The 23,167-nt window shown below is 70.3% G+C and carries 17 protein-coding genes and 2 pseudogenes; 4 read left to right on the top strand and 15 right to left on the bottom strand.

Going from position 1 to position 23,167, the window contains the following annotated elements:
- Positions 1-21 precede the first annotated feature (21 nt).
- Genes MQE23_RS06500 through MQE23_RS06490 form a run of 3 tightly spaced genes read left to right on the top strand, consistent with a single transcriptional unit; the run spans position 22 to position 2,936 of the window.
- The gene (locus MQE23_RS06500) at positions 22-1,062 is read left to right on the top strand and encodes a hypothetical protein (RefSeq protein ID WP_243378532.1); all 1,041 of its coding nucleotides are present in this window, start codon (positions 22-24) and stop codon (positions 1,060-1,062) included.
- Between the two features lie 15 nt (positions 1,063-1,077).
- Positions 1,078-1,911: a polysaccharide deacetylase family protein gene (locus tag MQE23_RS06495; protein WP_243378531.1), complete on the top strand. Its 834-nt coding sequence runs from the start codon at positions 1,078-1,080 to the stop codon at positions 1,909-1,911.
- Positions 1,912-1,940: 29 nt separating this feature from the next.
- The gene (locus tag MQE23_RS06490; protein ID WP_037669823.1) at positions 1,941-2,936 is read left to right on the top strand and encodes a glycosyltransferase; all 996 of its coding nucleotides are present in this window, start codon (positions 1,941-1,943) and stop codon (positions 2,934-2,936) included.
- A 661-nt stretch (positions 2,937-3,597) separates the two neighbouring features.
- On the opposite strand, the gene MQE23_RS06485 is transcribed toward MQE23_RS06490, so the two are convergent.
- Positions 3,598-5,592: an FAD-dependent oxidoreductase gene (locus MQE23_RS06485; RefSeq protein WP_243378530.1), complete on the bottom strand. Its 1,995-nt coding sequence runs from the start codon at positions 5,590-5,592 to the stop codon at positions 3,598-3,600.
- Positions 5,593-5,883: 291 nt separating this feature from the next.
- Between MQE23_RS06485 and MQE23_RS06480 the strand changes: the two genes are divergently transcribed.
- Positions 5,884-7,785 carry an NAD-binding protein gene (locus MQE23_RS06480; RefSeq protein ID WP_243378529.1) on the top strand — a complete coding sequence of 634 codons (1,902 nt, stop codon included), beginning with the start codon at positions 5,884-5,886 and terminating at the stop codon, positions 7,783-7,785.
- A gap of 80 nt (positions 7,786-7,865) precedes the next feature.
- Here MQE23_RS06480 and MQE23_RS06475 read toward each other — a convergent pair whose 3' ends face one another.
- The 14 genes and pseudogenes from MQE23_RS06475 to MQE23_RS06410 all read right to left on the bottom strand — a co-directional run.
- Positions 7,866-8,648 carry a hypothetical protein gene (locus tag MQE23_RS06475; protein ID WP_243378528.1) on the bottom strand — a complete coding sequence of 261 codons (783 nt, stop codon included), beginning with the start codon at positions 8,646-8,648 and terminating at the stop codon, positions 7,866-7,868.
- 57 nt (positions 8,649-8,705) lie between these two features.
- Positions 8,706-9,170, bottom strand: coding sequence for a hypothetical protein (locus tag MQE23_RS06470; protein WP_082319732.1), 465 nt, complete (start codon positions 9,168-9,170; stop codon positions 8,706-8,708).
- A 20-nt stretch (positions 9,171-9,190) separates the two neighbouring features.
- A complete protein-coding gene (locus MQE23_RS06465; RefSeq protein WP_020270091.1) occupies positions 9,191-10,468 on the bottom strand; it encodes an MlaD family protein in 1,278 nt (425 codons plus the stop codon).
- On the bottom strand, positions 10,465-11,769 hold the full coding sequence (locus MQE23_RS06460) for an MCE family protein (RefSeq protein WP_243378527.1): 1,305 nt from the start codon (positions 11,767-11,769) through the stop codon (positions 10,465-10,467). The genes MQE23_RS06465 and MQE23_RS06460 overlap by 4 nt, the downstream gene beginning before the upstream one ends.
- Positions 11,766-12,881: an MCE family protein gene (locus MQE23_RS06455; RefSeq protein WP_243378526.1), complete on the bottom strand. Its 1,116-nt coding sequence runs from the start codon at positions 12,879-12,881 to the stop codon at positions 11,766-11,768. The genes MQE23_RS06460 and MQE23_RS06455 overlap by 4 nt, the downstream gene beginning before the upstream one ends.
- Positions 12,878-14,044: an MCE family protein gene (locus tag MQE23_RS06450; protein WP_020270088.1), complete on the bottom strand. Its 1,167-nt coding sequence runs from the start codon at positions 14,042-14,044 to the stop codon at positions 12,878-12,880. Before MQE23_RS06450 ends, MQE23_RS06455 begins: the two co-directional genes overlap by 4 nt.
- Positions 14,041-15,078 (bottom strand): MlaD family protein, encoded by a 1,038-nt coding sequence (locus MQE23_RS06445; RefSeq protein WP_243378525.1) that lies wholly within the window; start codon positions 15,076-15,078, stop codon positions 14,041-14,043. Before MQE23_RS06445 ends, MQE23_RS06450 begins: the two co-directional genes overlap by 4 nt.
- A complete protein-coding gene (locus tag MQE23_RS06440; protein WP_243378524.1) occupies positions 15,075-16,316 on the bottom strand; it encodes an MCE family protein in 1,242 nt (413 codons plus the stop codon). Before MQE23_RS06440 ends, MQE23_RS06445 begins: the two co-directional genes overlap by 4 nt.
- An 8-nt stretch (positions 16,317-16,324) precedes the next feature.
- Positions 16,325-17,140, bottom strand: a complete 816-nt coding sequence (locus MQE23_RS06435) for an ABC transporter permease (RefSeq protein ID WP_020270085.1) — start codon at positions 17,138-17,140, stop codon at positions 16,325-16,327.
- Positions 17,141-17,143: 3 nt separating this feature from the next.
- A complete protein-coding gene (locus tag MQE23_RS06430; protein ID WP_202458026.1) occupies positions 17,144-17,863 on the bottom strand; it encodes an ABC transporter permease in 720 nt (239 codons plus the stop codon).
- Between the two features lie 47 nt (positions 17,864-17,910).
- Entirely contained in the window at positions 17,911-18,843 is a 933-nt protein-coding gene (locus MQE23_RS06425) for an ABC transporter ATP-binding protein (protein WP_243378523.1), read from the bottom strand.
- Positions 18,844-18,962: 119 nt separating this feature from the next.
- Positions 18,963-20,054 (bottom strand): sigma-70 family RNA polymerase sigma factor, encoded by a 1,092-nt coding sequence (locus MQE23_RS06420; RefSeq protein ID WP_243378522.1) that lies wholly within the window; start codon positions 20,052-20,054, stop codon positions 18,963-18,965.
- Positions 20,055-20,872: 818 nt separating this feature from the next.
- Positions 20,873-21,693 (bottom strand): annotated as a pseudogene (locus MQE23_RS06415) (helix-turn-helix domain-containing protein); the annotation flags it as partial.
- A 16-nt stretch (positions 21,694-21,709) separates the two neighbouring features.
- A pseudogene (locus MQE23_RS06410) lies at positions 21,710-23,122 on the bottom strand (rhamnogalacturonan lyase B N-terminal domain-containing protein); the annotation flags it as partial.
- Between the last annotated feature and the right edge of the window lie 45 nt (positions 23,123-23,167).

Raw genomic sequence — 23,167 nt, 5'->3', positions numbered from 1 at the left:
GGCCTCGGCCCGCATGGCGCGTTGACACGCCACGCACGGCGCCTGGCCGCCGCCGTGCTGGGCATCGTGCTCGTCGCCACGGCGGTGTCCGGATGTTCCGGTGAGACCGAACCCGGCCCGGCGCGGCACCGGCAGCACGGTTTCGCCCTGCCCACGTACTCCCGTGACGGTTACGGCGACACGCAGGTGCTCGAGGGCAGTCTCCGCCACATGGCCGGCGTCGGCGCGGGATGGGTCCAGATCGTGCCCACGTGGTTCCAGAGCAGTTCCGACGCCGACGAGATCACCCGGGCGCCTGCCGGTGCTGCATGGCAGACGCCCGACGACGCCGGGGTGCGGAAGGCGATCGCCCTGGCCCACGAGCGCGGACTGAAGGTCCTGCTCAAACCGCATGTCGACCTGCCGCGCGCCGAGAGCCGGAGCCACATCCGGCCACGCGACCACACCGCGTGGTTCACCTCCTACACCGCCCTCATCACCCACTATGCGGATCTGGCCGCACGGACCGGAGTGGAGCAATTCGCCGTGGGGACCGAACTGGAGGGGGTCTCGGGGGACAGGGGCAAGTGGCTGGGCGTCGTCCGGGCCGTGCGTGCGCGCTATCCGGGGCCGTTGGTGTACGCGGCCAACTACGACGAGTACCCCCGGGTCGCCTTCTGGGACGCCGTGGACCTGATCGGCGTCGACGCCTACTGGCCCCTGAGCACGCGGCCCACTCACGATGCGCGGGCGCTGCAACGGACCTGGAGACCCATCCGGGAGAAGCTGGCGGCATTCGCGGCCGAACGTGGTCGCCGCATCCTTTTCACCGAAGCGGGCTATACCAGCCAGCGTGGGTCCACCACGGCCCCGTACTCCTGGACGATCAGTACGACGCCGGATCAGGCCGAGCAGGCGGCCGGCTACGCGGCGCTGCTCGCGAGCTTCGGGGGCGAGTCCTGGTGGGCCGGTGTCTTCTGGTGGGTCTGGGACGTGACGCCGCGCGGCAGCCGGGACGACGCGCTCGATTACACACCGCGGGACAAGGCCGCCGAGCAGGTGGTGCTCCGCTGGTGGACGTGATCGTGGAGGTGCAACATGCGACAGGACGCGACGAGCGACGCCACGGGCGTGGTCGAGTCGATGCGGAGAGCCTTGGGGCCGCGGGGCCACCGAGCGGCGCGGCACGCCGTCGATGCACTCGCCGGCCCCTGGCTCGGATCGATCCGGCGCGTGCGGACGAACGGCCCCTACGTCGCCGTGACATTCGACGACGGGCCTGACGGGGTGTGGACCCCGCAAGTGCTCGAGGTCCTCACCGACCGGGCGTGCCACGCGACGTTCTTCATGCTGCTGTACAACGCCCGCGCGCACCCTGAACTCGTCCGCCGTGTGGTCGCAGAGGGACACGAGGTCGCACTGCACGGAGCTGATCACCGCAGCCTCGTCCACGTGTCACGCCGGGCGGTACGGGAGTGCCTGAAATCGGCGAGATCGGAACTCGAGGCGATCGCCGGTGCCCCGGTCAAGCTGTTCCGGCCCCCGTTCGGAGCACAGACGGTGCGGAGCTATCTCGGAGTACGCGACGTCGGTCTCGACTGTGTCGTCTGGGACCTGGACAGCCTCGACTGGCGCGGTGGAAACGAGCAGGAAGTCGCGGACAGCGTCATCACCCAGACCGCCGAGGGCGCCATTGTCCTTGCGCATGACGGCCGCGCGGGCATCGACGAGGAGTGCGGTCTCACCTTGCCGTTCGACCGCGCCCGGATGACGGAACTCCTCATCGGCGGACTGGCACGGCGCGGGCTGCACAACATCACCGTGTCGGACCTGCTCGCCATCGGAAACGCGCACCGCACGGTCTGGTTCTCCCACTACATACCCCCCGAGCACGACAGGTGGCGCCGCGATGCGGCTGTGGACAACCGCTGAGCACGACACACACCGGGAAGGCGGACGTGATGGCGAACGTACAGGGATCAGGACGGGACACCGAGCTGGACGTCGTCATCGCGACCCGTGACCGCCCGGCCCACAAGCTGGCGGCCTGTCTCGGCGCGCTCTGGCGCCAGAGTTTCGAGCACTTCGGTGTGATCGTGGTCGACGACGGCGGCAGGGACCCGGTGGCGGGGCGCGTCGAGGCGTCCCACCCCACCCGCCCGGTCCGGGTCGTCCGCAATGCGCGATCGGTGGGGCCCGCCGCGAGCCGCAACCGGGGGGTGGCCCTGTCGAATGCACCGTACGTGCTGTTCATCGACGACGACTGCATCTCCCGCCCGGAGCTGATCGCCCGGCACCACGCCGCGCTGGACCGTGCCGCCGGACCTGTGGTGTCCCTCGGCCCGATCCTTTCACCGCCCGGGCGGCGCCTGCCGCCCTGGACGCACTGGGACGCCGATCGTCTGGGACGGGAATACGCTCGGTTGGGCCGCGGCGAGAGCACTCCGACGTGGACCCACTGTTACACCGGCAACCTCGCGGTCCGACGCGCCGACTTCCGTGCCGTCGGCGGGTTCGACGAGCGTCTGGCCAGACAGGAGGACGTCGAACTCGGCTTCCGGCTCTTCCGGCTGGGCTCCCGGTTCGCCTTCGATCCTCTCGCCGTCGTCTGGCACGACAGCGATCGCACCCTTCGGACATGGACCCGCATCCCAGCCCTCAGCGCACAGTTCGACGTTCTCATCGATCAGCTGGTGCCCGATTCACAACGGCTGTCGTCGGTGCGCGAGGACCTGCGTCATCGGCACCGGCTGCTGCGCCTCGCCCGTCGAGCCTGCCGGCCCCCGGCGGCTCACCGTTGCGCCGTCATCGGCGCGATCGCGGCAGGATGTCTGCTCCACGTCCTGCACGCCGATCGACCGTCGCTGGCGGCCTTCAGCCTGGTCTGGGATCTCGAATACACCCGCGCCCTGGCGAGGACGACATCCGCTGCGGCGCAGCGCAAGATGACGGAGTGAATTCGCATTCGCCCCGTCTGCGCCGGCCGGCGGCGTGCGGTATGGGGTGCGAGCCGCGTGTACCTGGCTCTGACGAGAGAACCTCTTGGCTTGCTCAAGGGGAGATTGAAGTCGCCACAGCAGGGGGCATGGTCCGGACAGCCGGTGCGCCTGGCCCGGTGGACGGGGGGAAATGATCGTGACTGCTTTGGTCGTGTTGGCCGTTGCCGTGCCGGCGATGGCCGTGTTGTGCGCCTGGCTCGTGCGTCGGGCTTGGCGGCGTGCCTGGGACGATCTGGGACGGCAGGCGTCCGGGTACGGCCGGGGGAGTGGGCTGGGGTACGGGGCGTGGCCGACGAGCAGCGGTACGGGTGCGGCATCAGCGACAGGGGGCGTTGGCACGGCGTCCAGCGGTTCGTCCTGGTACGCCGCGGGTGACGCCTGCGACGGCTCGCCGTCCGGTTCCTCCTGCGGCGGTTCCTCCTCCTGCTCGGGCGGCAGCTCGTCGTCCTGCAGCAGCTCCTCGTCCTGCGGCAGCTCGTCGTCCTGCAGTAGCAGTTCGTCGTCCTGTGGCAGTTCCTGTTGACGACTGGGGTAATGAAGCCGCCCCGCGAGAACCGATGGCCCCGGCGCGGGTGCGCCGGGGCCTGCGTGTACGTCGTGGCTCAGCGGACCGCGCGGCTCACGCGGTGTGGATCTCCAAGGCGGCACGCACGGCGGACTCCACGGCTCCCTCGATCCACGCCGGCTTGACGGACGTGTGGTCCCCGGCGAAGTGCAACGGCCCTTCGCGCACGGGGATGGCGGGCAGCAACTCCGTGTGCTGCCCGGGCAGGAGCACGGACGCCTCCCCGTAGGCGTAAGGGTCGCGCAGCCAGCTCTGCGTGCGGCCCGCGCCGGTGTAGAAGACCTCGATGCGCTGGCCGTACACCTGCTGGAGACCGCACAGGGCGTGCGGGTACCGTGCCTCGTCGTCCAGGGAGTCCCAGCGCAGCGCGTCGTCCGCCCAGCTGTAGGAAGCCAGGACCACACCCCCCGCGCTGCCCGGAACCGGATGGGAGGGGTGGAACATGAACCGGTTGGCGTTGTCCGACACCGAGCCGCCACCCACGACGTCGACCGCCTCCGGCTGGTCGCGCGCGATCGCTCGGTTGGCGGCGTAGTGGGTGCGCTGGCCCGCCGTGATGTGTCCGCCGGGCACGGAGGGATGAGCGCCGAGCAGGCTGCCGTCCCCTGCGGCGCGGCCGGTGCGGTAGGCGTCGTACAGGCCCGGGGCGATGGCCTGCAGCTCTCGCTTCCAGTCGGCCTCGTCGAACTCCCACCAGCGGCGGCTGAACTCCAGCAGCACCTTGGTCGCGCTGTCGTAGTGCAGTTCGCAGACCGCGCGACGCTTGCCGTACGACATGGGCGGGGCGATCTGTACGTGGCGCAGTCCGGAGAACGGAACCGTGACCACGGCGACGTCCGCGGTGAACTGCTCGCGTACGACGGGACCGTCGCGGCCCTCGGACACGGTGTCCACCCATACGTGCGGGCCCTTGCCCCGGACGTGCTCGGTGTCCGGCGAAGGGCGGTCGGGGTGGTGGTACTCGATGCGCGTGACACGGCGGTCGAACCGCACGTCCCCCCGCACGCGTTCCAGGAGGGCGTCCGGCAGCACGGCCGTGCCGCCCTCCAACTCGTAGAAGGGCGTGTCAGGGCTGATGAGGGAGGAGCCGGTGAAGCTGTGGATGAAGGACAGAGGAAGGCGTGAGGTGAGGTTCTCCAGGGTGCCGATCAGATCGATGGTCCGCTCGTCGAGGCCGGCGTGCTCGGTCAGGAAGCGGAACATCGACCAGTCACCGAACCGCTGCACCACGCGGGCCCAGCCCCGCAGCCGCTCCGGGAGCGGCTTGTCGACCCGCTTGCCGTCGCCGTTGACGTAACTGAACTCGTCACGCACCGGGTCCAGAACGGAACGCAGGATGGCGGCGGCAGGGGTGTCCCAGCGGGCCCGGGGAACGCCGAAGGACCGGTTGATGCGCCGGGGCGCGCGGGCGTAGTCGGCGCGCCGCATCCGGATCCCGTTGACGTGGATCCAGGTGCGGCCGGCGGGACGTCCCTCGTTGTCGACGTCCACATAGTGGAAACGCCGCTTCTTCAGGCCGAACTGGTCGATCAGCTCCATCACCAGGGGATGGCTGCCGGGGATGCGCATCGCACCCGCTTCGGCGTACTGACGGGGATCGGCGAAGGGCTGCTCGGCGTGTTCGTGGCCGCCGTTGCGGAACGTCTTGATGCGTCCGCCCGCGCGGTTGCCGTTGGCCTCCAGTACCGTCACCCGGTGACCTGCCTTCTTCAGCAGCCAGGCAGTCACAAGACCGGCCGGACCGGCGCCGATGACCAGGACGTTCTTCGGACGTGTCCGCCGCTGAGCCGGCAGGCCCTTTTCGAGGACGCGCTGGTAGCGCGGGACGAGGGGGCGGTTGTCGGAGTCCAGTACGAGCAGTGCGCGAGCGACGGCCAGGCACCGGTCGAAGTCGGCGCCACGGTCGGCGCTGGGGGCGGCAGGCGCGGGCAGGGCCGTGGAGACACCGCCGGTCAGGGCCGTCGCGGCCGTGGCCGTGCCGGCCACCGCCGCGAAGCTCCGCCGGGAGAAGCCGCCGCCTGAGTGCACCACCGCGTGATCTTCAGTCATGGCGGCCTTTGTACTGGTGGCCGTGACCAGGTGCCCGCCCTTCGCTCCGGCGTTGACTCGAAGGAGCGAAGACGGCGACAAACCCTGACGTCACAGCAGGTCCGCCGACGTGGACGGCTCGGGAAACCCGAAGGGATGAACGCGGAGCAATCTCCATCTGCCGCCGTGATCGGTCCCCCACACTGCCACGTGCGTATTCACATCCGTGCTCCTCGGCGGGTCTGCGGTCGCGTCACGTACGCGACGTGCCGCGCAGGCCTCACGAGAGTGCGGGTCGGTGGAGGGGGAAGGGTGGCGCAGCGGCGCACTCCGTTCGGTGACAGAGCCCGTTACTGGTTCGACAGCACGCTGGCCCGCGGTGCTCCCGCTCTCGTCGGCTGGATGGCGTTGTTATGTCTGGCCATCGTCGTCCCGGCCAGTGCGGTGCTGGTGTGGACCGACCCCGAGGCGCCGGCGGCCGTGGCGGACCGGCTGGCGGAGGTATGGCGCCTCACCGGGGAGACACTGCGGCTGGGCGGTGCCACGGGGGCGCCGTTGCGAGTGACGATGTCGGTGCTGCTCGCACTGGTCGCGCTGCTGTACGTCTCGACGCTCGTCGGCCTGATCACGACGGCGCTCACGGAGCGGCTCACCGAGTTGCGACGGGGCCGTTCCACCGTGCTCGAACAAGAGCACGTCGTCGTCCTGGGATGGTCGGAACAGGTCTTCACGGTGGTGAGCGAGCTGGTGGCCGCCAACGCCAACCAGCGGCGGGCGGCGGTGGCCGTCCTGGCCGACCGGGACAAGACCGCCATGGAGGAGGCCCTGAGCACGAAGGTGGGTCCCCTCGGCCGTACGCGGCTGATCTGCCGCAGCGGCCCGACCACCGACCCGGCCGTGCTCACTCTGACCAGCCCGGCCACGGCCGGTGTCGTGCTGGTCCTGCCCCACGACGAGCCGGACGCCGACGCCGAGGTGGTCAAGACGCTGCTGGCGCTCAGGGCGGCCCTGGCCGGGGAGGGAACCCGTCCGCCGGTCATCGCCGCAGTCCGGGACGACCGCTACCGCCTGGCCGCCTGTCTGGCCGCCGGACCGGGCGGCATCGTCCTGGAGAGCGACACCGTCACCGCCCGGCTGATCGTCCAGGCCGCCCGCCGGCCCGGGCTCTCCCTCGTCCACCAGGAACTGCTGGACTTCGCCGGCGACGAGTTCTACCTGATCGCCGAGCCGGCACTGGCCGGCCGGCCGTTCGGCGACGCGCTGCTGTCCTACCCGACGTCGAGCGTCGTCGGGATGATGCGAGAAGGCACCCCCCTGCTCAACCCGCCACAGCAGACGCCCATAGCCCCCGACGACGTGCTCATCGTCATCTCCCGTGACGACGACACGGCATGGCCGGCCGACTGCGCGGAGTTGGTCGAGAAGGCGGCGATGGCATCCGGTCCTTCGACGCCCGCGTTGCGACCGGAGCGGGTTCTCCTGCTGGGCTGGAATCGCCGAGCGCCGCTCATAGTCGACCAGTTGCGCCGCCGCGCTCGGCCCGGATCAGCCGTCGACGTGGTGGCGGACAGTCGTGAAGTGACAGTCCGGCAGGTGAGCGAGGCCGACACGCACAGCGGCTCCGACCTGACCTTGACACTGCACCACGGGGACATCACCCGTCCCGAGATCCTGAAGCGTCTGGACGTGCACTCCTACGACAGCGTGATCGTGCTCGGCCAGGACCCCGCTCCCGGACAGGCGCAGGACGACCCCGACAACCACACGCTCGTCACGCTGCTCCTTCTACGCCAACTGGAGGAAGCCACCGGGCGCGAGCTGCCGGTTGTCACCGAACTGATCGACGACCGCAACCGGGCGCTGGCCCCCATCAGCCCCGGAGCCGACGTGATCATCAGTGGCAAACTCATCGGCCTGCTCATGGCGCAGATCTCCCAGAACCGGCACTTGGCAGCGGTGTTCGAGGAACTCTTCTCCGCCGACGGCACCGGGGTTCGCCTGCGGCCGGCCACCGACTACGTGCTGCCCGGCTGTGAGACGTCCTTCGCCACAGTCGTGGCAGCGGCACGTCATCGTGGCGAATGCGCCATCGGTTACCGAAGCCACGACGACTCGTCGACGAGTCCCGGCTACGGCGTGCGGATCAACCCTCCCAAAGCGGAGCGGCGCCGCTGGTCGGTCCAGGACGCGGTGGTCGTCGTCGGCGAGAACTGACGGAAGGCCCCGGCAGGAGGTGGGGGCGGTGTCCAGTTGCGGAGCTACATCGTGATCGCACCCGAGGCCGGAACTTCCCGTCACAGGGCGTCCACCGCGCTCACCTTCCACCCGTCGCCCGTGCGGTCCATCGTCATCCGCACCCGGTTCTGGTCCACCCGGGCACCCGACACCTGGGTGCTCTCGGTGACCTGGTTGACGAAGAGCAGGACCACGACCTTGTCGGGGGAGGCTGAGACGACGGAGGCTGCCGGGGTGCCGCCGGAGCCGGGGGCGGCGACCGTGGCCTTCACCACGCCGTGGTACTTCTCGGCCGTCGGGGCGACCACGGTCTTCGTGGTCTTGCCGTACTCGTCGCGGAAGTCGCCGGTCAGGTGGGCGCGGGCCCTGGAGAAGTCCTTGTCCAGGCGGCGGTAGTCGTACGACAGGACGGCCGGCGCCGCCTTTCGCGCGGCCGCGAGCGCCTCGGTCCGGGCGCTCTCCGTCAGGCGGCCGTCGCGGTACTGCCACCCCAGGGCGGCGAGCGCGACCAGGCCGACGACGAGCAGGACGGCCAGGAGCAAGGTGAGCGGCCTCCGACGGTCGCCGGGGTCGGGCTCGCTCCGCTCCTCTGGCCCGTCCTCCTCGAACGACTCCGGTGACGGCTCCGGCGGGTCGTCCCAGCCGTCCTTCGGGGCCTCGACGAGGACGGTGCGTCCGGCGCGTGGCCGCTCGGCCCGGCTCGGGGACTCCTCGTCGCCGGCCGTCGCCGCGCCCGCCTCACGGTGGCCGCGCTCCGCGCGCTTCGCCGCCGCGCGGGCGGCCGCCGTCATGGTGCGGCGGGTGCCGGGGCCGGGGGCGCGGCCGGTGGTCGTCTTCGGCATGGTGGTACTCCTCGTACTCCTCGTCGGTGCTTGCCGGTCGGCGGATCGGCCCGTGGGTCAGCCGACGAACTCGACGTCGGACGTCAGCCAGCGGCCGTCCTTGTGCACGAGGTCGAGCTGGAGCCGGTAGGTGCGCGCCTCCCCCTCGGGCGCGGCGGTGTTGGCCACCTTGCTGTCGGCGACCACCAGTACCCGGGCCGAGTCCTCGTCGGAGCGGACGATGCCCGCCTCCAGGACCTGGCCCTGCGACACGGACTTGTTCTGGGCCACCAGCTTCGTCAGCTGGTCCGTCTGCGCGGTGAACTGCTTCTTGAACTCGCCGGTCGCGCCCGCCAGTACGTTGGCGCTGTCGCGGTCGTAGTGCCGGTAGTCGAGGGAGGTGAAGTTCAGCGCCGACTGGCGGGCGGCGGCCAGAATGCCCTGGCGTCGCTGATCCGCCTCGCGCTGCTGGTAGAGGCCGAAGGCCATCCAGAGTGACAGTGCCGTGGTGACGACGGTCGCCGCGACGAGCCCTGCCGTCATCACTCCGGGTCGCACCGGCCTCAGGCCACGGGGCCAACGAGCAGCCATTGCCACGACTCCTTTCCGAACACGGCCTGCTGGCCGCCCGTCGAGCCGATCTCGACGTTCCTTCCGTCCGGACCGGTGGTGGTACCGGTCTCCGGGTCGTACGGGGTGACGTACGTCGCCTGGTTCGCGCCGCCGTCGGTGCTCGACGCGCCCGGGGCGTTCTGCGCGCCCCGTACCGACGACTGGCTGCCGCGCGGGAGCGTGCAGCGGGCGCCGGTGTTCGCCTCGCGTGTGCTGGTGTCCGCGGGGTCGCGGCGTGCCGTGCCGTACCCCTGGGTGCAGGCCGGCGGGTCGTCGGCGTTCAGGACCAGGCCGAAGTGGGTGGTGCCGTCGCCCGGGACGACCGTGTAGCTGCCCGCGACCATCAGTGGGAAGGTGACCAGGGCCTGCTCCACGCCGGGGAGACGGGCCAGCGTGACCTGGCCGCCGCTGATCAGGTTGGCCAGCAGGACCGACAGCTCCGGCCCGGCCGACTTCAGCAGCGAGTTCAGTTCCTGCCCCGCCGGCCGCGCGTTGCCGATCAGCTTGCGCAGGTCCCCGTCGCTGGCCTTCAACTGGGCCGAGAGCGCCGCCAGATCACGCGAGAACGACTTGATCGACGAGCCCTGGTCGGCCTGCGTCTTCAGGACCTTGCGTGAGTCCTCGATCAGGGCGATCGTCTCGGGCAGCGCCTCGGACGCCGACTCGACCAGGGTGTTGCCCGAGTCCACCAGGCGGCTCAGGTTCGGGCCGGTACCGGCGAACGCCTGGCCCAACTCGTCGACCGTGACGCCCAGGTCGTCCTTGCCGACCGAGTTCACCAGGCGGTCCAGGCTGAGGACCATGTCCGTCGTCGACAGCGGCACCCGCGTGCTCCCACGCGGGATCGTGCTTCCGTCCAGCAGGTACGGGCCCCGGGAGGTGCGGGGCTGGAGGTCGACGTACTGCTCGCCCACCGCCGAACGGTTCGCCACCACGGCCAGCGTGTCCGCCGGGATGCGCGGCGCCCCGTCCTCGATGTCGAGCGCGACCGAGACCCCGTCCGGGCCGGTCAGGCGCAGTGCGCCCACCTTGCCCACCGGCACCCCGCGGTAGGTGACCTCGGCGCCGGGGAAGACGCCCCCGGAGTCGGCGAAGTCGGCCCGCACGGTGTAGCCGCGGTCCAGGACCTCGTCCACCAGGCCCGTGTACTCGGCGCCGACGTACGACACCCCTACGGCGGTGAGGGTGGCGAAGGCGATCAGTTGCACCTTGACCGTATGGGTGATCACGGCTGGACCCCCTTCAGCATCAGCTCGGCGAGTTCGAGGTCGATCCCCTCGGGCCAGTCGCCCCGGGTGCGATGGCCGCCGGAGCCGAAGCCGGCGGTGCACACCGGTGGGCACAGCGGGTCGTCGCCGCCCGAGGGGGCCGACGGGCGCGACGGCACACTCGGACCGCTCGGCAGCGCGGTGGGCTTCGGCACGTCCGGCAGATCCGGTGCCTCCGGGAGATCCGGTACGTCCGGCAGGTCCGGGGCCTCGGGAAGCTCCGGTACCTGAGTGTCCCCGCCGTTCCCGCCGCCCGGCTCGTCCGTCAGGTTGCCGTAGATCCCGGGCAGGTCGAGGTCCGACGTGATGTGCAGGTTGACGTAGTCGCCCTTGATGGCGTCCACCACGTTGCGCGGGAACGGGTATGTCGTCAGCAGCTCCAGGGAGTTGGGCAGGTCGCTGCCCGCCTTGTTGAGCTGTCGCAGGATCGGCCGCAGCCGCTTGAGGTTGGCGACCGTGTCGTCGTGCGAGGCGTTGACCACCTTGGTGCCGGTCCTGCCCAGCTTGGACAGGGCGGTGAGCATCCTCGTCAGGTCGCGGCGCTGGTCGGCCAGGACCTTCAGGGCGGGCGGCATCGCGTCGACGGCGTCGGCGATCGTCCTCTTCTCCCTGCCCAGCCGTTTGGCCAGGCGGTCCACGGCCTTCAGCGCGCGGACGATGTCCCGGCGCTGGTCGTCCAGGCCGCCGATGAAGGTGTCGAGCTCCTTGAGCAGGGACTTGACCCGGTTCTCCCGGCCTTCCAGGGCCTTGTTCAGCTCCGTGGTGATCGTCTTGAGCTGGGCCACACCACCGCCGTTGAGCAGCGCGGACAGCGCGGACAGCACCTCCTCGACCTCCGGGTTGCGGCCGCTGCGGGACAGGGGGATCACGTCACCGTCGCGGAGCCGGCCGACCGGCGTGCCTTCCGGCGGCGCGGCCAGCGCCACGTACTTCTCGCCGAGCATGCTGGTCTGCCGCAGCCCGGCGACGGCGTTGGCGGGCAGCTTCACCGAGTCGGCGACCCGGAGGCGGACCCTCGCGTGCCAGCCCGCCAGCTCCACCTTCTCCACCGCGCCCACGGTGACGTTGTCGACCTTGACCGCCGACTGCGGCACCAGGTCCAGGACGTCGCGGAACTCGACGGTGACGTGGTAGGCGCGGCCGTCGGCGGCGGCTCCGCCCGGGAGCGGGACGTCGTACCAGCCGTTGAACTCGCAGCCGGACAGCAGCAGCGTCCCGACGGCCGCCCACGCGACGGCCCCGCCCTTGTGAGGTGGCCTCATGCGCGTGCCCCCAGGATTCCGCCGAGGGTGCGGTCGACCGTGCCGGTGCCCGAAGCGCTCCGGGGAATTTCAGGCAGGGAGTCGAAGAGGTCCCTGAGGTCCCCGCAGTCGGTCTTCTCCCCGGTCGTCTTCAGGATCGAGCACAACAGGGCGGCCGGATCCTGCGGATGGTCGGGGTTGTTGCGGGTGTCGAGGGTGCCTGCGGAGGGGTTGTAGGCGTTGTTCAGGTTCGACATGCCCGTCGGCGCGACCTCCAGCAGCTCCTCCAGCGCCGCACGTTGGGTGACGAGCACCTTGGTCACCTTGCTCAGGCCCTCCACGTTCGACGTCAGCGACTTCTTGTTCTTCTTCACGAAGGCGGACACGTCACCGAGGGCCGTGCCGAGGTGTTTCAGGGCGGCCGCCAGGTCCTTGCGCTCGCCCGCGAGTTGCTCGGCGACCTTGGCGAGGCTGCTGTTGAACGAGCGCACGCTCTTGTCGTCCGCCGCCAGCGCCGCCGTGAACACCTGGAGGTTGCGGACCGTGCCGAACAGGTCCGTGCGGCCGTCGGAGAGAGTCGTGACCGCCTCCGAGAGGTCCTCGACCGTCCGGTGGATGTTCTTCCCCTGGCCGTCGAGGTTGTCGGCGCTGACGCCGAGCAGCCGTGACAGGGCGCCGTCCTTGTTGGCGCCCTCGGGGCCGAGCGCCTCGGCCGTGGTGTGCAGGCTGTCGAAGACGCGGTCCAGTTCGACCGGCACGGCCGTACGCGACTCGGGGATCTCGTCCCCGTCCCGCAGCACCGGACCGCTCCGGTACACCGGCAGCAGCTGCACGTAACGGTCGCTGACCACCGAGGAGTTGATGATCGCGGCCTGCGCGTCCGCCGGGACCTTGCGGTCCGCGTCGTACTCCAGCTCCACCCGCACCCGGCCGCCCTCCGGCGTGATCTTCTTGACCTCGCCGATCCGCACGCCCAGCACGCGGACATCCGAGCCGGGGTAGATGCCGACGGTGCGCGGGAAGTACGCCGTGACGCGGGCCGGCTCGGTCCGCGGCCACAGGACGTAGGTGAGGGCGGCGACCAGGGCCAGGGCGGTCAGCAGGGCCAGGCTCTTCTTCCAGCGGTTGCTCACTGCGTGCCTCCCGTCCGCGTCCGCGGCACCACCGGGGCGGCGACCAGGTTCTGGACGTAGGAGTCGAACCAGCGGCCGTTGCCGAGGGTGTTGGTGAAGACCCGCACATAGGGGGCCAGGAGCTTGATGCTCCGCTCCAGGCCGGCTTGGTTCCGTTCGAGCATCTTCACCACGGTGTTGAGGCCCTTGAGCGCGGGCCCGATCTCCTTCTCGTTGTCCTGGACCAGGCCGGAGAGCTGGATGCCGAGCGCGGCGGAGGTCTTCAGCAGTTTGTGGATCGCCGCCCGCCGCTTGCTGATCTCCTTGAACAGCTTGTCGCCGTCCTCGACCAGGGCGGTGAAGTCGCCCGACCGGTCGGCGAGTACGCCCGTCACGCCGTTCGCGTGGTCGAGGAGCTCCCCGAGGGCCTTGTCGCGCGAGGCCACCGTCCGGGAGATCTTCGACAGGCCCTTGATGGACGCCCGTACCTCTTCCGGTGAGTCCTCGAAGGTGGTGGAGATGGTGTCCAGGGCCTTGGCCAGCTGCTCGGTGTCGACCTTCTCCGTCGTGGTGGTGAGATCGCTGAACGCCTGTACGACGTCGTACGCGGGGACGGTCCGCTCCAGCGGGATCTCGCTGCCGGGCTCCAGCCGGCCCCGTCCCTTGGGGTGCAGGGCGAGGTACTTGGCGCCGAGGATCGTCTTGACCCGGATCGACGCGCCCGTCTCGGTGCCGAACGCCGGCTCGTCCTTGATCTTGAAGGTGACCTTGACGTGGTCGCCGTCCAGGTCGACCTCCTCGACCTTGCCGACCTTGACCCCGGCGATCCGCACCTCGTCGCCCGGCTTGAGACCGCCCGCCTCCGCGAAGGCGGCGCTGTACGTCTCACCGTCGCCGATCACCGGCAGACGGTCGGCGTTGAACGCGGCCACGGTCAGCAGCGCGAGGACGGTGAGTCCGACGGCGCCGATGACGATGGGGTTGCGCTCGCGGAAGGGGCCGAGACGGGGGCGCCGGAGCCGTATCTTCGGCAGCTTCGGCGGGTCGACACGGACCTTGACCAGCGGCTGCGGACGCGGCTTGCGGCGCGGCAGGAGCCGTATCCTCGGCAGCCGTACTCTCGGCAGCTTCGGCGGGTCGATGCGCACCTTGATCAGCGGCTGCGGGCGGCGCTTGCGGGTCATGCCCCACACCTCGCCCTGGCCACGTGCATCTCGGGCGTGAGCACCTGCTTCGTCTTCGGCAGCACGATCCGGCCGTCGAAGTCGCACAGGTAGAAGTTGAACCACGAGCCGTAGGACGCCGTCCCCGTCAGCTCGTTGAGCTTGTTCGGCAGCCTCTTCAGCACGCCCTCCACGGTCTTCTCGTTGTCGTTCAGCGTCCCGGTGAGGTCTGTCAGTTCCGTGATGTCGTCCTTCAGCGGCGGGCGCGCGTCCTTCAGCAGGCCCGAGGTGGCGTCCGTCAGATCGCCGATGCTCACCAGCGACTGCCCGATGGGCTTGCGGTCGGCGGACAGGCCCGAGATGACCCGGCGCAGTTGCTTGAGCAGTCCGGAGAAGCGGGCGCCGCGCTTGTCGAGCGTCTTCAGCACGGTGTTGAGGTTGTCGATCACCGAGCCGATCAGCTTGTCGCGGCCGGCCAGCGTCGTGGTGAGCGACGCCGTGTGCGTCAGCAGGCTGTTGACGGTGCCGCCCTCGCCCTGGAGGGTCTTGATGATCTCGGTGGCGAGCTGGTTGACGTCCTCCGGGCTGAGCGCGGCGAACAGCGGCTTGAAGCCGTTCAGCAGCGCGTTCAGGTCGAGGGCGGGCTGGGTGCGCGCGAGCGGGATCGTGCCGCCGGGGCGCAGCCGCCTGCCGTCGCCGGCGCCCTCGGTCAGCGCGACGTACCGCTGCCCGACCAGGTTGCGGTAGCGGATGACGGCGCCGGTGCTGGTGAGCAGCGGCCGGTCCTGGCTGACCGTGAAGGTGACCTCGGCCAGCGTCCGGTCCTTGATCCGGATGCCCGCGACCTCGCCGACCCGCACTCCGGCCACCCGGATGTCGTCGCCCTCCTCCAGGCCGGTGACGTCGCTGAAGACCGCGCGGTACTCGTGCTCGGGGGTGAAGGAGATGTTCACGATGGTGGCGGCGAGCAGGGCCGTCGCCACCATCGTCACCAGCGCGAAGAGACTGAACTTGATCAGCGGGGCGGCGGTCTGCCGGGCACTTGTGGTGCTCATGCGACGCTCACCGCCGTCCCGCGCGCCATCGGCCCGAACAACAGCGTCGCGACCGGCGGCACCTCGTCCGCGGGCACGCCCAGCGCCGGCGCCACGAGCGAGCCGACGGCCCGCTGCTCGGCCCGGGTGGCGGAGACGCCGAGCGGACCGCCCGAGGACGGACTCGCCTTCTTGGAACCGTCGTCGAGGTGGGCGCCGGGCGCCGGCACCGGAGGGTGCGGCAGATCACGGCAGTTCGGGCCCGACCGCTCGCCGTAGCGCGGTTCCTCACCCGGTTCGTACGCACCCTGCGGCCGTACGACCTCCAGCGTGATGTGCATCTTTCCGCCCCGGAACGCCTCCTCGGACGCCTTCTCCTGCCGGACCAGTCCGGCCAGCAGACAGGGGTACTGGGGTGAGTAGCGGGCGAACAGCTCCAGCGTGGGGCGGGAGACCCGGCCGAGGGTGATCAGCCGGTCGCCGTTGGCATCGAGGAAGTCCTCGGCGGTGCCCGCGACGGTGGCCGTGGACTTCAGCGCCGTGGCCAGCCGGTCCTTCTCCTCGACGATCGTGCGGCTGGTGGTGACGGTGTTGCGCAGGATCTCCATCAGGTCGGGCGCGGCGTCGCCGTAGACCTCGGCGACGTCGGCGAAGCGTGCGATGTCCTCTTTCAGGGACGGCAGGTGCGGATTGAGGCGGCGCAGGTAGGCCTCCACTCGCGTGAGGTTGTCGCCGATCCGGTCGCCGCGTCCCTCCAGGGCGGTGGCGAACGCGGAGAGCGTGGCGTTGAGCTTGCCGGGCTGGACCGTCCGCAGCAGGGGCAGCAGGTCGTTCATCAACTGCTGGACCTCGATGCCGACGCGGGTGCGGTCCTGGGTGATGACGTCACCGGCGCGAATGGGCCGGCCCGATGAGCCGCGCGGTGCGACCAGGTCGACGTACTTCTCGCCGAACAGCGTCTTGGGCAGCAGGCGCGCGTGCACGTCGGACGGGATCTGGGCGACGTGCTCCGGCTTCAGCGCGATGTCGAGCGTCGCCTTCGTCCCGTCGGCCCGCACCTCGCGCACCTCGCCGACCAGCAGCCCGCGCAGCTTGACGTCGGCGCGCGGATCGAGCTGGTTGCCGAGGCTGTCGGCCTCCAGCGTGATCCGCACGACCGGCGTGAACACCTGCCGGTAGACGGCGACGGACAGGGACAGCAGCAACGCGAGCACGGCGATGAAGACGACGCCGTACAACCGCAGTCTCAGCACCCTCATCCGGCGGCTCACCCCGCGATCCGTACGGTCGTGCTGGCGCCCCAGATCGCCAGCGACAGGAAGAAGTCCAGGACGTTGATCGCGACGATCGAGGTCCGTACCGCGCGGCCCACCGCGACGCCGACGCCCGCCGGGCCGCCGCTCGCGTAGTAGCCGTAGAAGCAGTGCACCAGGATGATCAGGACGGCGAATACCAGCACCTTGCCGAAGGACCACAGCACGTCCACCGGAGGCAGGTACTGCTGGAAGTAGTGGTCGTAGGTGCCCGTGGACTGCCCGTAGTAGCCGGTGGTGATGGTACGAGCGGCCAGATACGAGGACAGCAGCCCGATCACGTACAGCGGGATGACGGCCACGAACCCGGCGATCATCCGGGTCGTCACGAGGAACGGCAACGAGGGCACGCCCATGACCTCCAGCGCGTCGGTCTCCTCGCTGATGCGCATCGCGCCGAGCTGGGCGGTGAAGCCGGCGCCGACGGTCGCGGAGAGCGCGAGCCCTGCCACCAGCGGGGCGATCTCACGGGTGTTGAAGTACGCCGAGAGGAACGCCACGAAGTTGGAGGTGCCGAGCTGGTTCAGGGCCGCGTATCCCTGCAGTCCGACCTCCGTGCCGGTGAAGAACGACAGGAAGGCGATCACGCCGACCGTGCCGCCCACGACGGCGAGCGCGCCCCGGCCGAAGCTCACCTCGGCCAGCAGCCGCAGGATCTCCTTCTTGTAGCGGCGCAGGGTGCGCCCCGTCCACGCCAGGGAGCGGCCGTAGAAGGAGAGTTGGGTGCCCAGCGCCTCTAGGGACTTCAGTGGGCGGTCGATGAGTCTCATCGGCTAACCCCTCTGGGGGACGACCTGGAAGTACACCGCGGTCATCACGAAGTTGGTCACGAACAGCAACATGAAGGTGATCACCACCGACTGGTTCACCGCGTCGCCCACACCCTTGGGTCCGCCCTTCGCGGTCAGTCCCTTGTAGGAGGCGACGATCCCGGCGATCGCGCCGAACACCAGTGCCTTGACCTCGGCCGCCCACAGGTCGGAGAGCTGGGCGAGCGTGGTGAAGGAGGCCAGGTAGGCGCCCGGGGTGCCGTTCTGGAGAACGACGTTGAAGAAGTAGCCGCCCGCCACGCCCACCACCGACACCAGGCCGTTGAGCAGCACCGCCACCAGCATCGACGCCAGCACGCGCGGCACGACCAGCCGGTGGATGGGGTCGATGCCCAGCACCTGCATCGCGTCGATCTCGTCGCGGATCTTCCGCGCCCCGAGGTCGGCACAGATCGCCGTGCCGCCGGCGCCCGCGATCAGCAGCGCGGTGACGATCGGCGAGGCCTCGCGCAGCACGGCGAGCACGGAGGCGGCGCCCGAGAAGGACTGGGCGCCGAGCTGCCGGGTCAGGCTGCCGATCTGGAGTGCGATCACCGCTCCGAAGGGGATCGACACCAGGGCCGTCGGCAGGATGGTGACGCTCGCGACGAACCACGTCTGCTGGATGAACTCCCGGGCCTGGAAGGGCCGTCGGGGGATCGTGCGGACGACGTCCAGCGCCATCGCGAAGAGGCTGCCCGAGTGCCGCAGCGCTCCCACCGGTGACAGGCTCACGCGCCGGCCACCTCCTTCTGGAGCAGCGCCGCCTCGCGTCGGGCGATGGCCTCCCAGCGGGGTGACCGGGAGATACCCGGCCCCGGCAGAAGGCGTGGAGCCGGCGGCTCGTGAAGGCGCGCGGTGTCGTCGATCTGCGCGAGCTCCTGCTCGACCTGCGCCGCGTCCTTCTCCTCCGCCATGCCGATCGGGCCCTGCATCCGGCCGTTCAGGAACTGCCGTACGACGGGTTCGTCGCTGGCCAGCAGCTCTTCGCGCGGCCCGAACATCACCAGCTCGCGGCGGAACAGCAGCCCGATGTTGTCCGGCACCTGGCGGGCCGAGGCGATGTCGTGCGTGACGATCAGGAAGGTCGCGTCGATCTGGGCGTTGAGGTCGACGATGAGCTGGTTGAGGTAGGCGACGCGGACCGGGTCGAGGCCCGAGTCGGGTTCGTCGAAGAGGATGATCTCCGGGTCGAGGACGAGGGCCCGGGCCAGCCCGGCACGCTTGCGCATCCCGCCGGAGATCTCGCCGGGCAGCTTGCCCTCCGCGCCGATCAGCCCGACCATGTCCATCTTCTCCAGCACGATGCGCCGGATGTCGCTCTCGGACTTACGGGTGTGCTCGCGCAGCGGGAAGGCGATGTTGTCGTACAGGTTCATCGAGCCGAACAGCGCCCCGTCCTGGAACAGCACGCCGAAGAGCTTGCGCACCTCGTACAGGTCGTGCTCGCGGAGCTTGGTGATGTCCCGGCCCTGGATCGTGATGGAGCCGCGCTCCGGCTTGAGCAGGCCGACGAGCGTCTTGAGGAACACCGACTTGCCCGTGCCGGAGGGGCCGAGCATGACCGAGACCTCCCCGGCGGGCAGCGTCAGCGAGACGTCCTGCCAGATGACCTGGTGACCGAAGGACTTGGTCAGCCCTTCCACACAGATCTCGACACCCATCCGGTCCACCCTTCAGCCCATGGAGCAGCTCTGACATCTGCTCTACGGGGAGGGGCGGGGCGTCCGTCGCTCGAGTGGCGTCTTTTTTTCGAGCGGGTTTCCGGGCGGGTTCCCGGGCGCTACGGAAGCGGGCTCGGCGTGGGCACGGGAAGCGAGGCGGACGGTACGGCGGGAGCCTCCGGAACTTCCGGTACCGCAGGGACCGCTGTGCCGGTCGGCACGGCAGGGGGCTCCACCGGCAAGTCGGGGACGTCGGGCACCTGCGGGACCTCCGGCGCGGACAACGCGGGCAGCGGCGACACCGGGACCTCAGGAACGTCCGGAATGTCCGGGACCTGCGGCAGTGACGGCACCGACGGCACGGACAGCGGAAGGAACGATTCGCCCACGGGAGATTCGGCCGCTCCGCGCTCGGCTGCCGCAGCCGTGGGCCCATTCCCCCGAGGCGTACGATCCCCTCCACCGTTGTCCGGCCGGACCGCCTCGGCACCCGGAGAGGCAACGGCGGGCCGAAGCGGCCTACCACCCCCGCCCCCGTCTCCGCTGCCGTCGAGGGCGTACGGCAGCACGAACCCCGCCACCGCGAGGGACGCCGCCGTCGAGGCGACCGCCACGGCCTGGGCCCTGCCGACTCCGCGCGGCCGTCCCCACCCGATCAGGAACAGCGCGAACCCGAGCGTGGCGGCCAGCGACTGCCGCAGCGTCCGCCGGGCGCGGGCCAGCAGCGACTCGACGGTCCGGTAGCTCAGCCCCATCCGGACGGCGACCTGGCCGACGTCCAGGTCCTCCGACTTGAGCCGCAGCGCCTCGGCCTGCCGGGCGGGCAGCTCACCACTGCGTACCGCCAGCCACTTCGCCTCGGCCCGGTCGCACACCGCCTCCTCGACGGGCACCGGGCCGGGGGCGATGAGCGTCGGGCTGGTCCGCACCTCGGCCTCGCGGTTCACCTGCCGGTAGCGGTCGACGCACAGCCGCATCGTCACCGTCGTCAGCCAGGCCGCGAGCCGCTCCTCGTCCAGGTCGGGCCGCTCGGCGGCGCGCAGCATCGCCTCGTGCACCGCGTCCTCGGCGTCCTCCGGGCTCATCGACCTGCGCCGGGCCACCTTGAGCAGGTGCTCGCGGTGGCTCCACATACGCCGCCACCGCTCGTCGGCCGCGGTCACCTCCGCAGGTGTCTCTGCGGGCATGTCCGCAGGCATGTCCGTCGCCATGAGGGCCCCTTCGCGCTCACCCACCGGTCTCGTGCCGTCCGGCGGTGGGCGACATTACCGCCCAGTATCGGCGGTTGTGGAGGGGGAGACGGTCATCGAGTCCGCGCTGTTACTGGCGAGCGGGGGCGCCGCTGGGCAGCAGGCCGGGGGCAGGGAGCTCCAAGTCCGGGTCGGGCGGCGCCCGTCGCGTGCCACGGCCAAGCGTCGCCGGGGGCAAAACAATGATCAGAGGAATTACCGGTTTGGCTCACCGGCGATGCGCGGCTATGTTGCGCGCCGCCGGATCAGACGACGGATCTTGGTCGTCCTGATGGTCGGGTGGTCGAGCCCTGCTGTGGCGATCGTCACGGGAGTCTTCGAGGGCTGTTGCGTACCCTGATCGCGGCCGTTCGTGAGGGGCGCCCCGGGGAGTGAGGACGACCCCGACCACTCCTCCCGATGCCGGAAACAGCCCTTGACCTGCAAAGGCAGGCAGGGAGCAGACGAACCGGGAGTTTGACCATGCTTCGTACCATGTTCAAGTCCTAGATCTAGCGTTTGGGTATTTCCACAGGTCAGAGCCCTGGCCGCCGCCACGGGGTCAGCAAAAGGTCAGCATCGGGCTGGACGATGTCCGGCTTGCTGACCTGCACCCGTGGCAGGGCCTGCTGTGCCGCCCGGTGCCCTGCTCGGAAGGCTTGATGCGTGGCTCGACAGCTCGCTCGTGGGATGGGGTCGTTCTTCAATGAGTGCGGTTGTTCCAGGCCGACCCGTTGCCCGCACCCGTACACGATTCGGTTCCGGGACGCTCTCGGCAAGCAGCGTGAAGAGGCCGGCTACGACACGACCTCCCGCAGCTCGTCCCCGCTCATCGGCCCGACCGGCAGGTTCGCGTGACTGACCGCCTCCGCCAGCTCCCGGTGCTCGGCACAGTGGCCGTAAAAGTCGCCGCGCACCACGACCAGCACCCGCAGGCAGCTCTCCGGCTCCCGCGCGCCGAGCAACAGGTCCAGGAAGCGGTCCCGCTCCTGCCGGTCGTGGCAGAGGGTGAACAGCTCCTCGAACTGGTCGACGATCACCCAGGTGTCCAGCTCACCGTCCTGGGGAACGAGCGCCTTCCCGTGTGCGTGGGCGGGCCGCTCCCCGGGGGTGAGGACCCGGATCACCGCCGGCCGGTCGGCGCCCGTGCCCTCCCCGCAGCAGCGGAATGAGGCCGGCCCGCAGCAGCGAGGACTTGCCGCTGCCGGAGGGCCCGAACACCGCCGTGAACCGGTGTGCGCGCCAGGTGCAGGAGTTCGCGGGCCAGTGCCTCCCGGCCGAAGAACAGGTCGCTGGCAGCCGGTTCGAAGCGGGCAAGCCCACGGTACGGAGCCCGCTCGTCGGCCGCGGGTGCACGCAGCTCAGCGTCCGCCTCCCGCCAGCGGGCCTCCCACTCGTCCGGGTCGGCGTCGAGCACCTCCGCGTACGCGCGGACCACCGCCAGAGTCGGCAACTGGTCGCCGGCCGCCGCCTGCGACAGCGCGGTCGTGGAGTAGCCCGCCCGCTCCGACATCTCCCGGTACGGCGGTTTCCCGGCCTTCTCCCTCAGCAGGCGCAGGTCGTGCGCGAGACGCTGCACCGGACCGGCGTTGGGGTCCACCGGTTTCTCGCGTCGACCCACCTGGTGGCACCTTTCACGCGGTGGTGATGCCGATGTTGAGCGTGTGACCTGAGGCCAGCTGCTGCTGCGTCATCCTGAAGCGGATCTTCAGCTTGTTGTTGATGTCCGCCCACTGGTAGCAGGGGAAGTCCGCCGGGGAGGAGGAGCCCACCGTGTGGACACCGGTGGCCCAGGGCCTGGCCCGTGCGTCGGAGGGGTGCATGGTGGTCATCAGGGAGGCGTTCTTGAAGCCGGCGGGGGTGCCGGTCCAGTCGCCGATGCGCCAGATCGCGGTGTTCCGGCTCGGGTCGGCGGTGATCTTCAGCGTGTGCAGAGCCGTCGTCTTCCCGGCCGTGACGGTGACGGACGTGGTGTGGACGGCGAGTTCGTCCTTGTACACGGTGAGCTTGTAGGTGCCCGGCAGCATGTAGGGGGAGACGAAGTGCCCGGTGGCCGCGTCGGCCTTCGCCCAGTACTGGGCGGTGGCGTTCGCCAAGCCCACGGTGTAGACGTGGCCGTCGCCTCGGCCGCTGATGCCGACGCCGGCGACCCGTCCGCGACCGCCGCGGCCGACCCAGCCGACCAGGCCCAGGCCGTCGACCCACGAGGTGTCGATGACGTCGTGGGTGAGCGAGCGGGCGGGTGCGCCGCAGTCGGTGAAGGCGAGGACGTAGGGCCCCTGGAGGCCGAACCGCATCGGTTCGGTCTGGTTCTCCCCGTAGTAGAGGATCTCGTACAGCCCCGCGCCGTCCTCGTAGTGGTGGCGCATCAGTTAGCGGTAGAACGGTCCGCCGGACGCCTTCTCGTGGTTGCTGTGGACCATCCACATGCCGACCTTGCCGTCGCTCCAGCCGACGTGGTCGCAGTCGACGACGCGCTGGTTCGAGTAGTGCTTGGAGCGGGTCGTGCCGTTCGGTTTGCGGCGGATGTCCTGGGCCTCGATGAGGGTGTCGGTGCGGGCGTCCCAGGAGTCGGGGTCGTTGTTGGGGAACAGGCCCGGCTTGACGCGGACGATGTAGCGGGTGGCGGTGATGGAGGCGTCCGCCTTGTTCGTCCACATGTAGACGTTGTTCTTGCCGCGGCGGGCGGCGTAGTAGTGGTGCATCGTGCCGTGGACGACGGTGACCAGGATCGTGTCGCCGGACTTGCGGATGCTCACGGACGAGGTGCCGAGCCCCGTCTCGACGTGTGAGTTCCGGTTGCCGTAGCCCTGGTACTCGGTGCCCTTGTAGACCAGGGAGGTCAGGTCGCCGTTGCGGTGGTCGACCTTGAAGACCAGGTCGGCGCCGGAGGTGATGACGTAGGCCCGTCCGTCGTTGCGGTACCCGAAGGCACTGGGCGCCGCGTCGGCGGAGTCGAGCAGAGGACCGGCGACCGCGGCGCCCCCGCCGGCGGCGGTTCTGAGCAGGACATCGCGGCGGGTCAGGCGCCGGCGACTGTGTTGGGCCATGGTTGTTCCGTTCGTGAGCGGGAAGCTGATCGAGCTGTGGTGCGT

Origin of the sequence: Streptomyces sp. HP-A2021 (assembly GCF_022807935.1) — a bacterium.
GTDB lineage: Bacteria > Actinomycetota > Actinomycetes > Streptomycetales > Streptomycetaceae > Streptomyces > Streptomyces afghaniensis.
The sequence above is the reverse complement of the archived record's forward strand: the minus strand, read 5'-3'. Positions and strand labels throughout refer to the sequence as shown.

What these genes read in the sequence shown, in the direction of transcription:
- MQE23_RS06450 (WP_020270088.1), bottom strand. Translation starts at nt 14,044, where the DNA reads ATGACCCGCAAGCGCCGCCCGCAGCCGCTGATCAAGGTGCGCATCGAC.
- MQE23_RS06445 (WP_243378525.1), bottom strand. Translation starts at nt 15,078, where the DNA reads ATGAGCACCACAAGTGCCCGGCAGACCGCCGCCCCGCTGATCAAGTTC.
- MQE23_RS06460 (WP_243378527.1), bottom strand. Translation starts at nt 11,769, where the DNA reads ATGAGGCCACCTCACAAGGGCGGGGCCGTCGCGTGGGCGGCCGTCGGG.
- MQE23_RS06470 (WP_082319732.1), bottom strand. Translation starts at nt 9,170, where the DNA reads ATGACGGCAGGGCTCGTCGCGGCGACCGTCGTCACCACGGCACTGTCA.
- MQE23_RS06440 (WP_243378524.1), bottom strand. Translation starts at nt 16,316, where the DNA reads ATGAGGGTGCTGAGACTGCGGTTGTACGGCGTCGTCTTCATCGCCGTG.
- MQE23_RS06490 (WP_037669823.1), top strand. Translation starts at nt 1,941, where the DNA reads ATGGCGAACGTACAGGGATCAGGACGGGACACCGAGCTGGACGTCGTC.
- MQE23_RS06495 (WP_243378531.1), top strand. Translation starts at nt 1,078, where the DNA reads ATGCGACAGGACGCGACGAGCGACGCCACGGGCGTGGTCGAGTCGATG.
- MQE23_RS06430 (WP_202458026.1), bottom strand. Translation starts at nt 17,863, where the DNA reads ATGGCGCTGGACGTCGTCCGCACGATCCCCCGACGGCCCTTCCAGGCC.
- MQE23_RS06425 (WP_243378523.1), bottom strand. Translation starts at nt 18,843, where the DNA reads ATGGGTGTCGAGATCTGTGTGGAAGGGCTGACCAAGTCCTTCGGTCAC.
- MQE23_RS06485 (WP_243378530.1), bottom strand. Translation starts at nt 5,592, where the DNA reads ATGACTGAAGATCACGCGGTGGTGCACTCAGGCGGCGGCTTCTCCCGG.
- MQE23_RS06435 (WP_020270085.1), bottom strand. Translation starts at nt 17,140, where the DNA reads ATGAGACTCATCGACCGCCCACTGAAGTCCCTAGAGGCGCTGGGCACC.
- MQE23_RS06475 (WP_243378528.1), bottom strand. Translation starts at nt 8,648, where the DNA reads ATGCCGAAGACGACCACCGGCCGCGCCCCCGGCCCCGGCACCCGCCGC.
- MQE23_RS06420 (WP_243378522.1), bottom strand. Translation starts at nt 20,054, where the DNA reads ATGGCGACGGACATGCCTGCGGACATGCCCGCAGAGACACCTGCGGAG.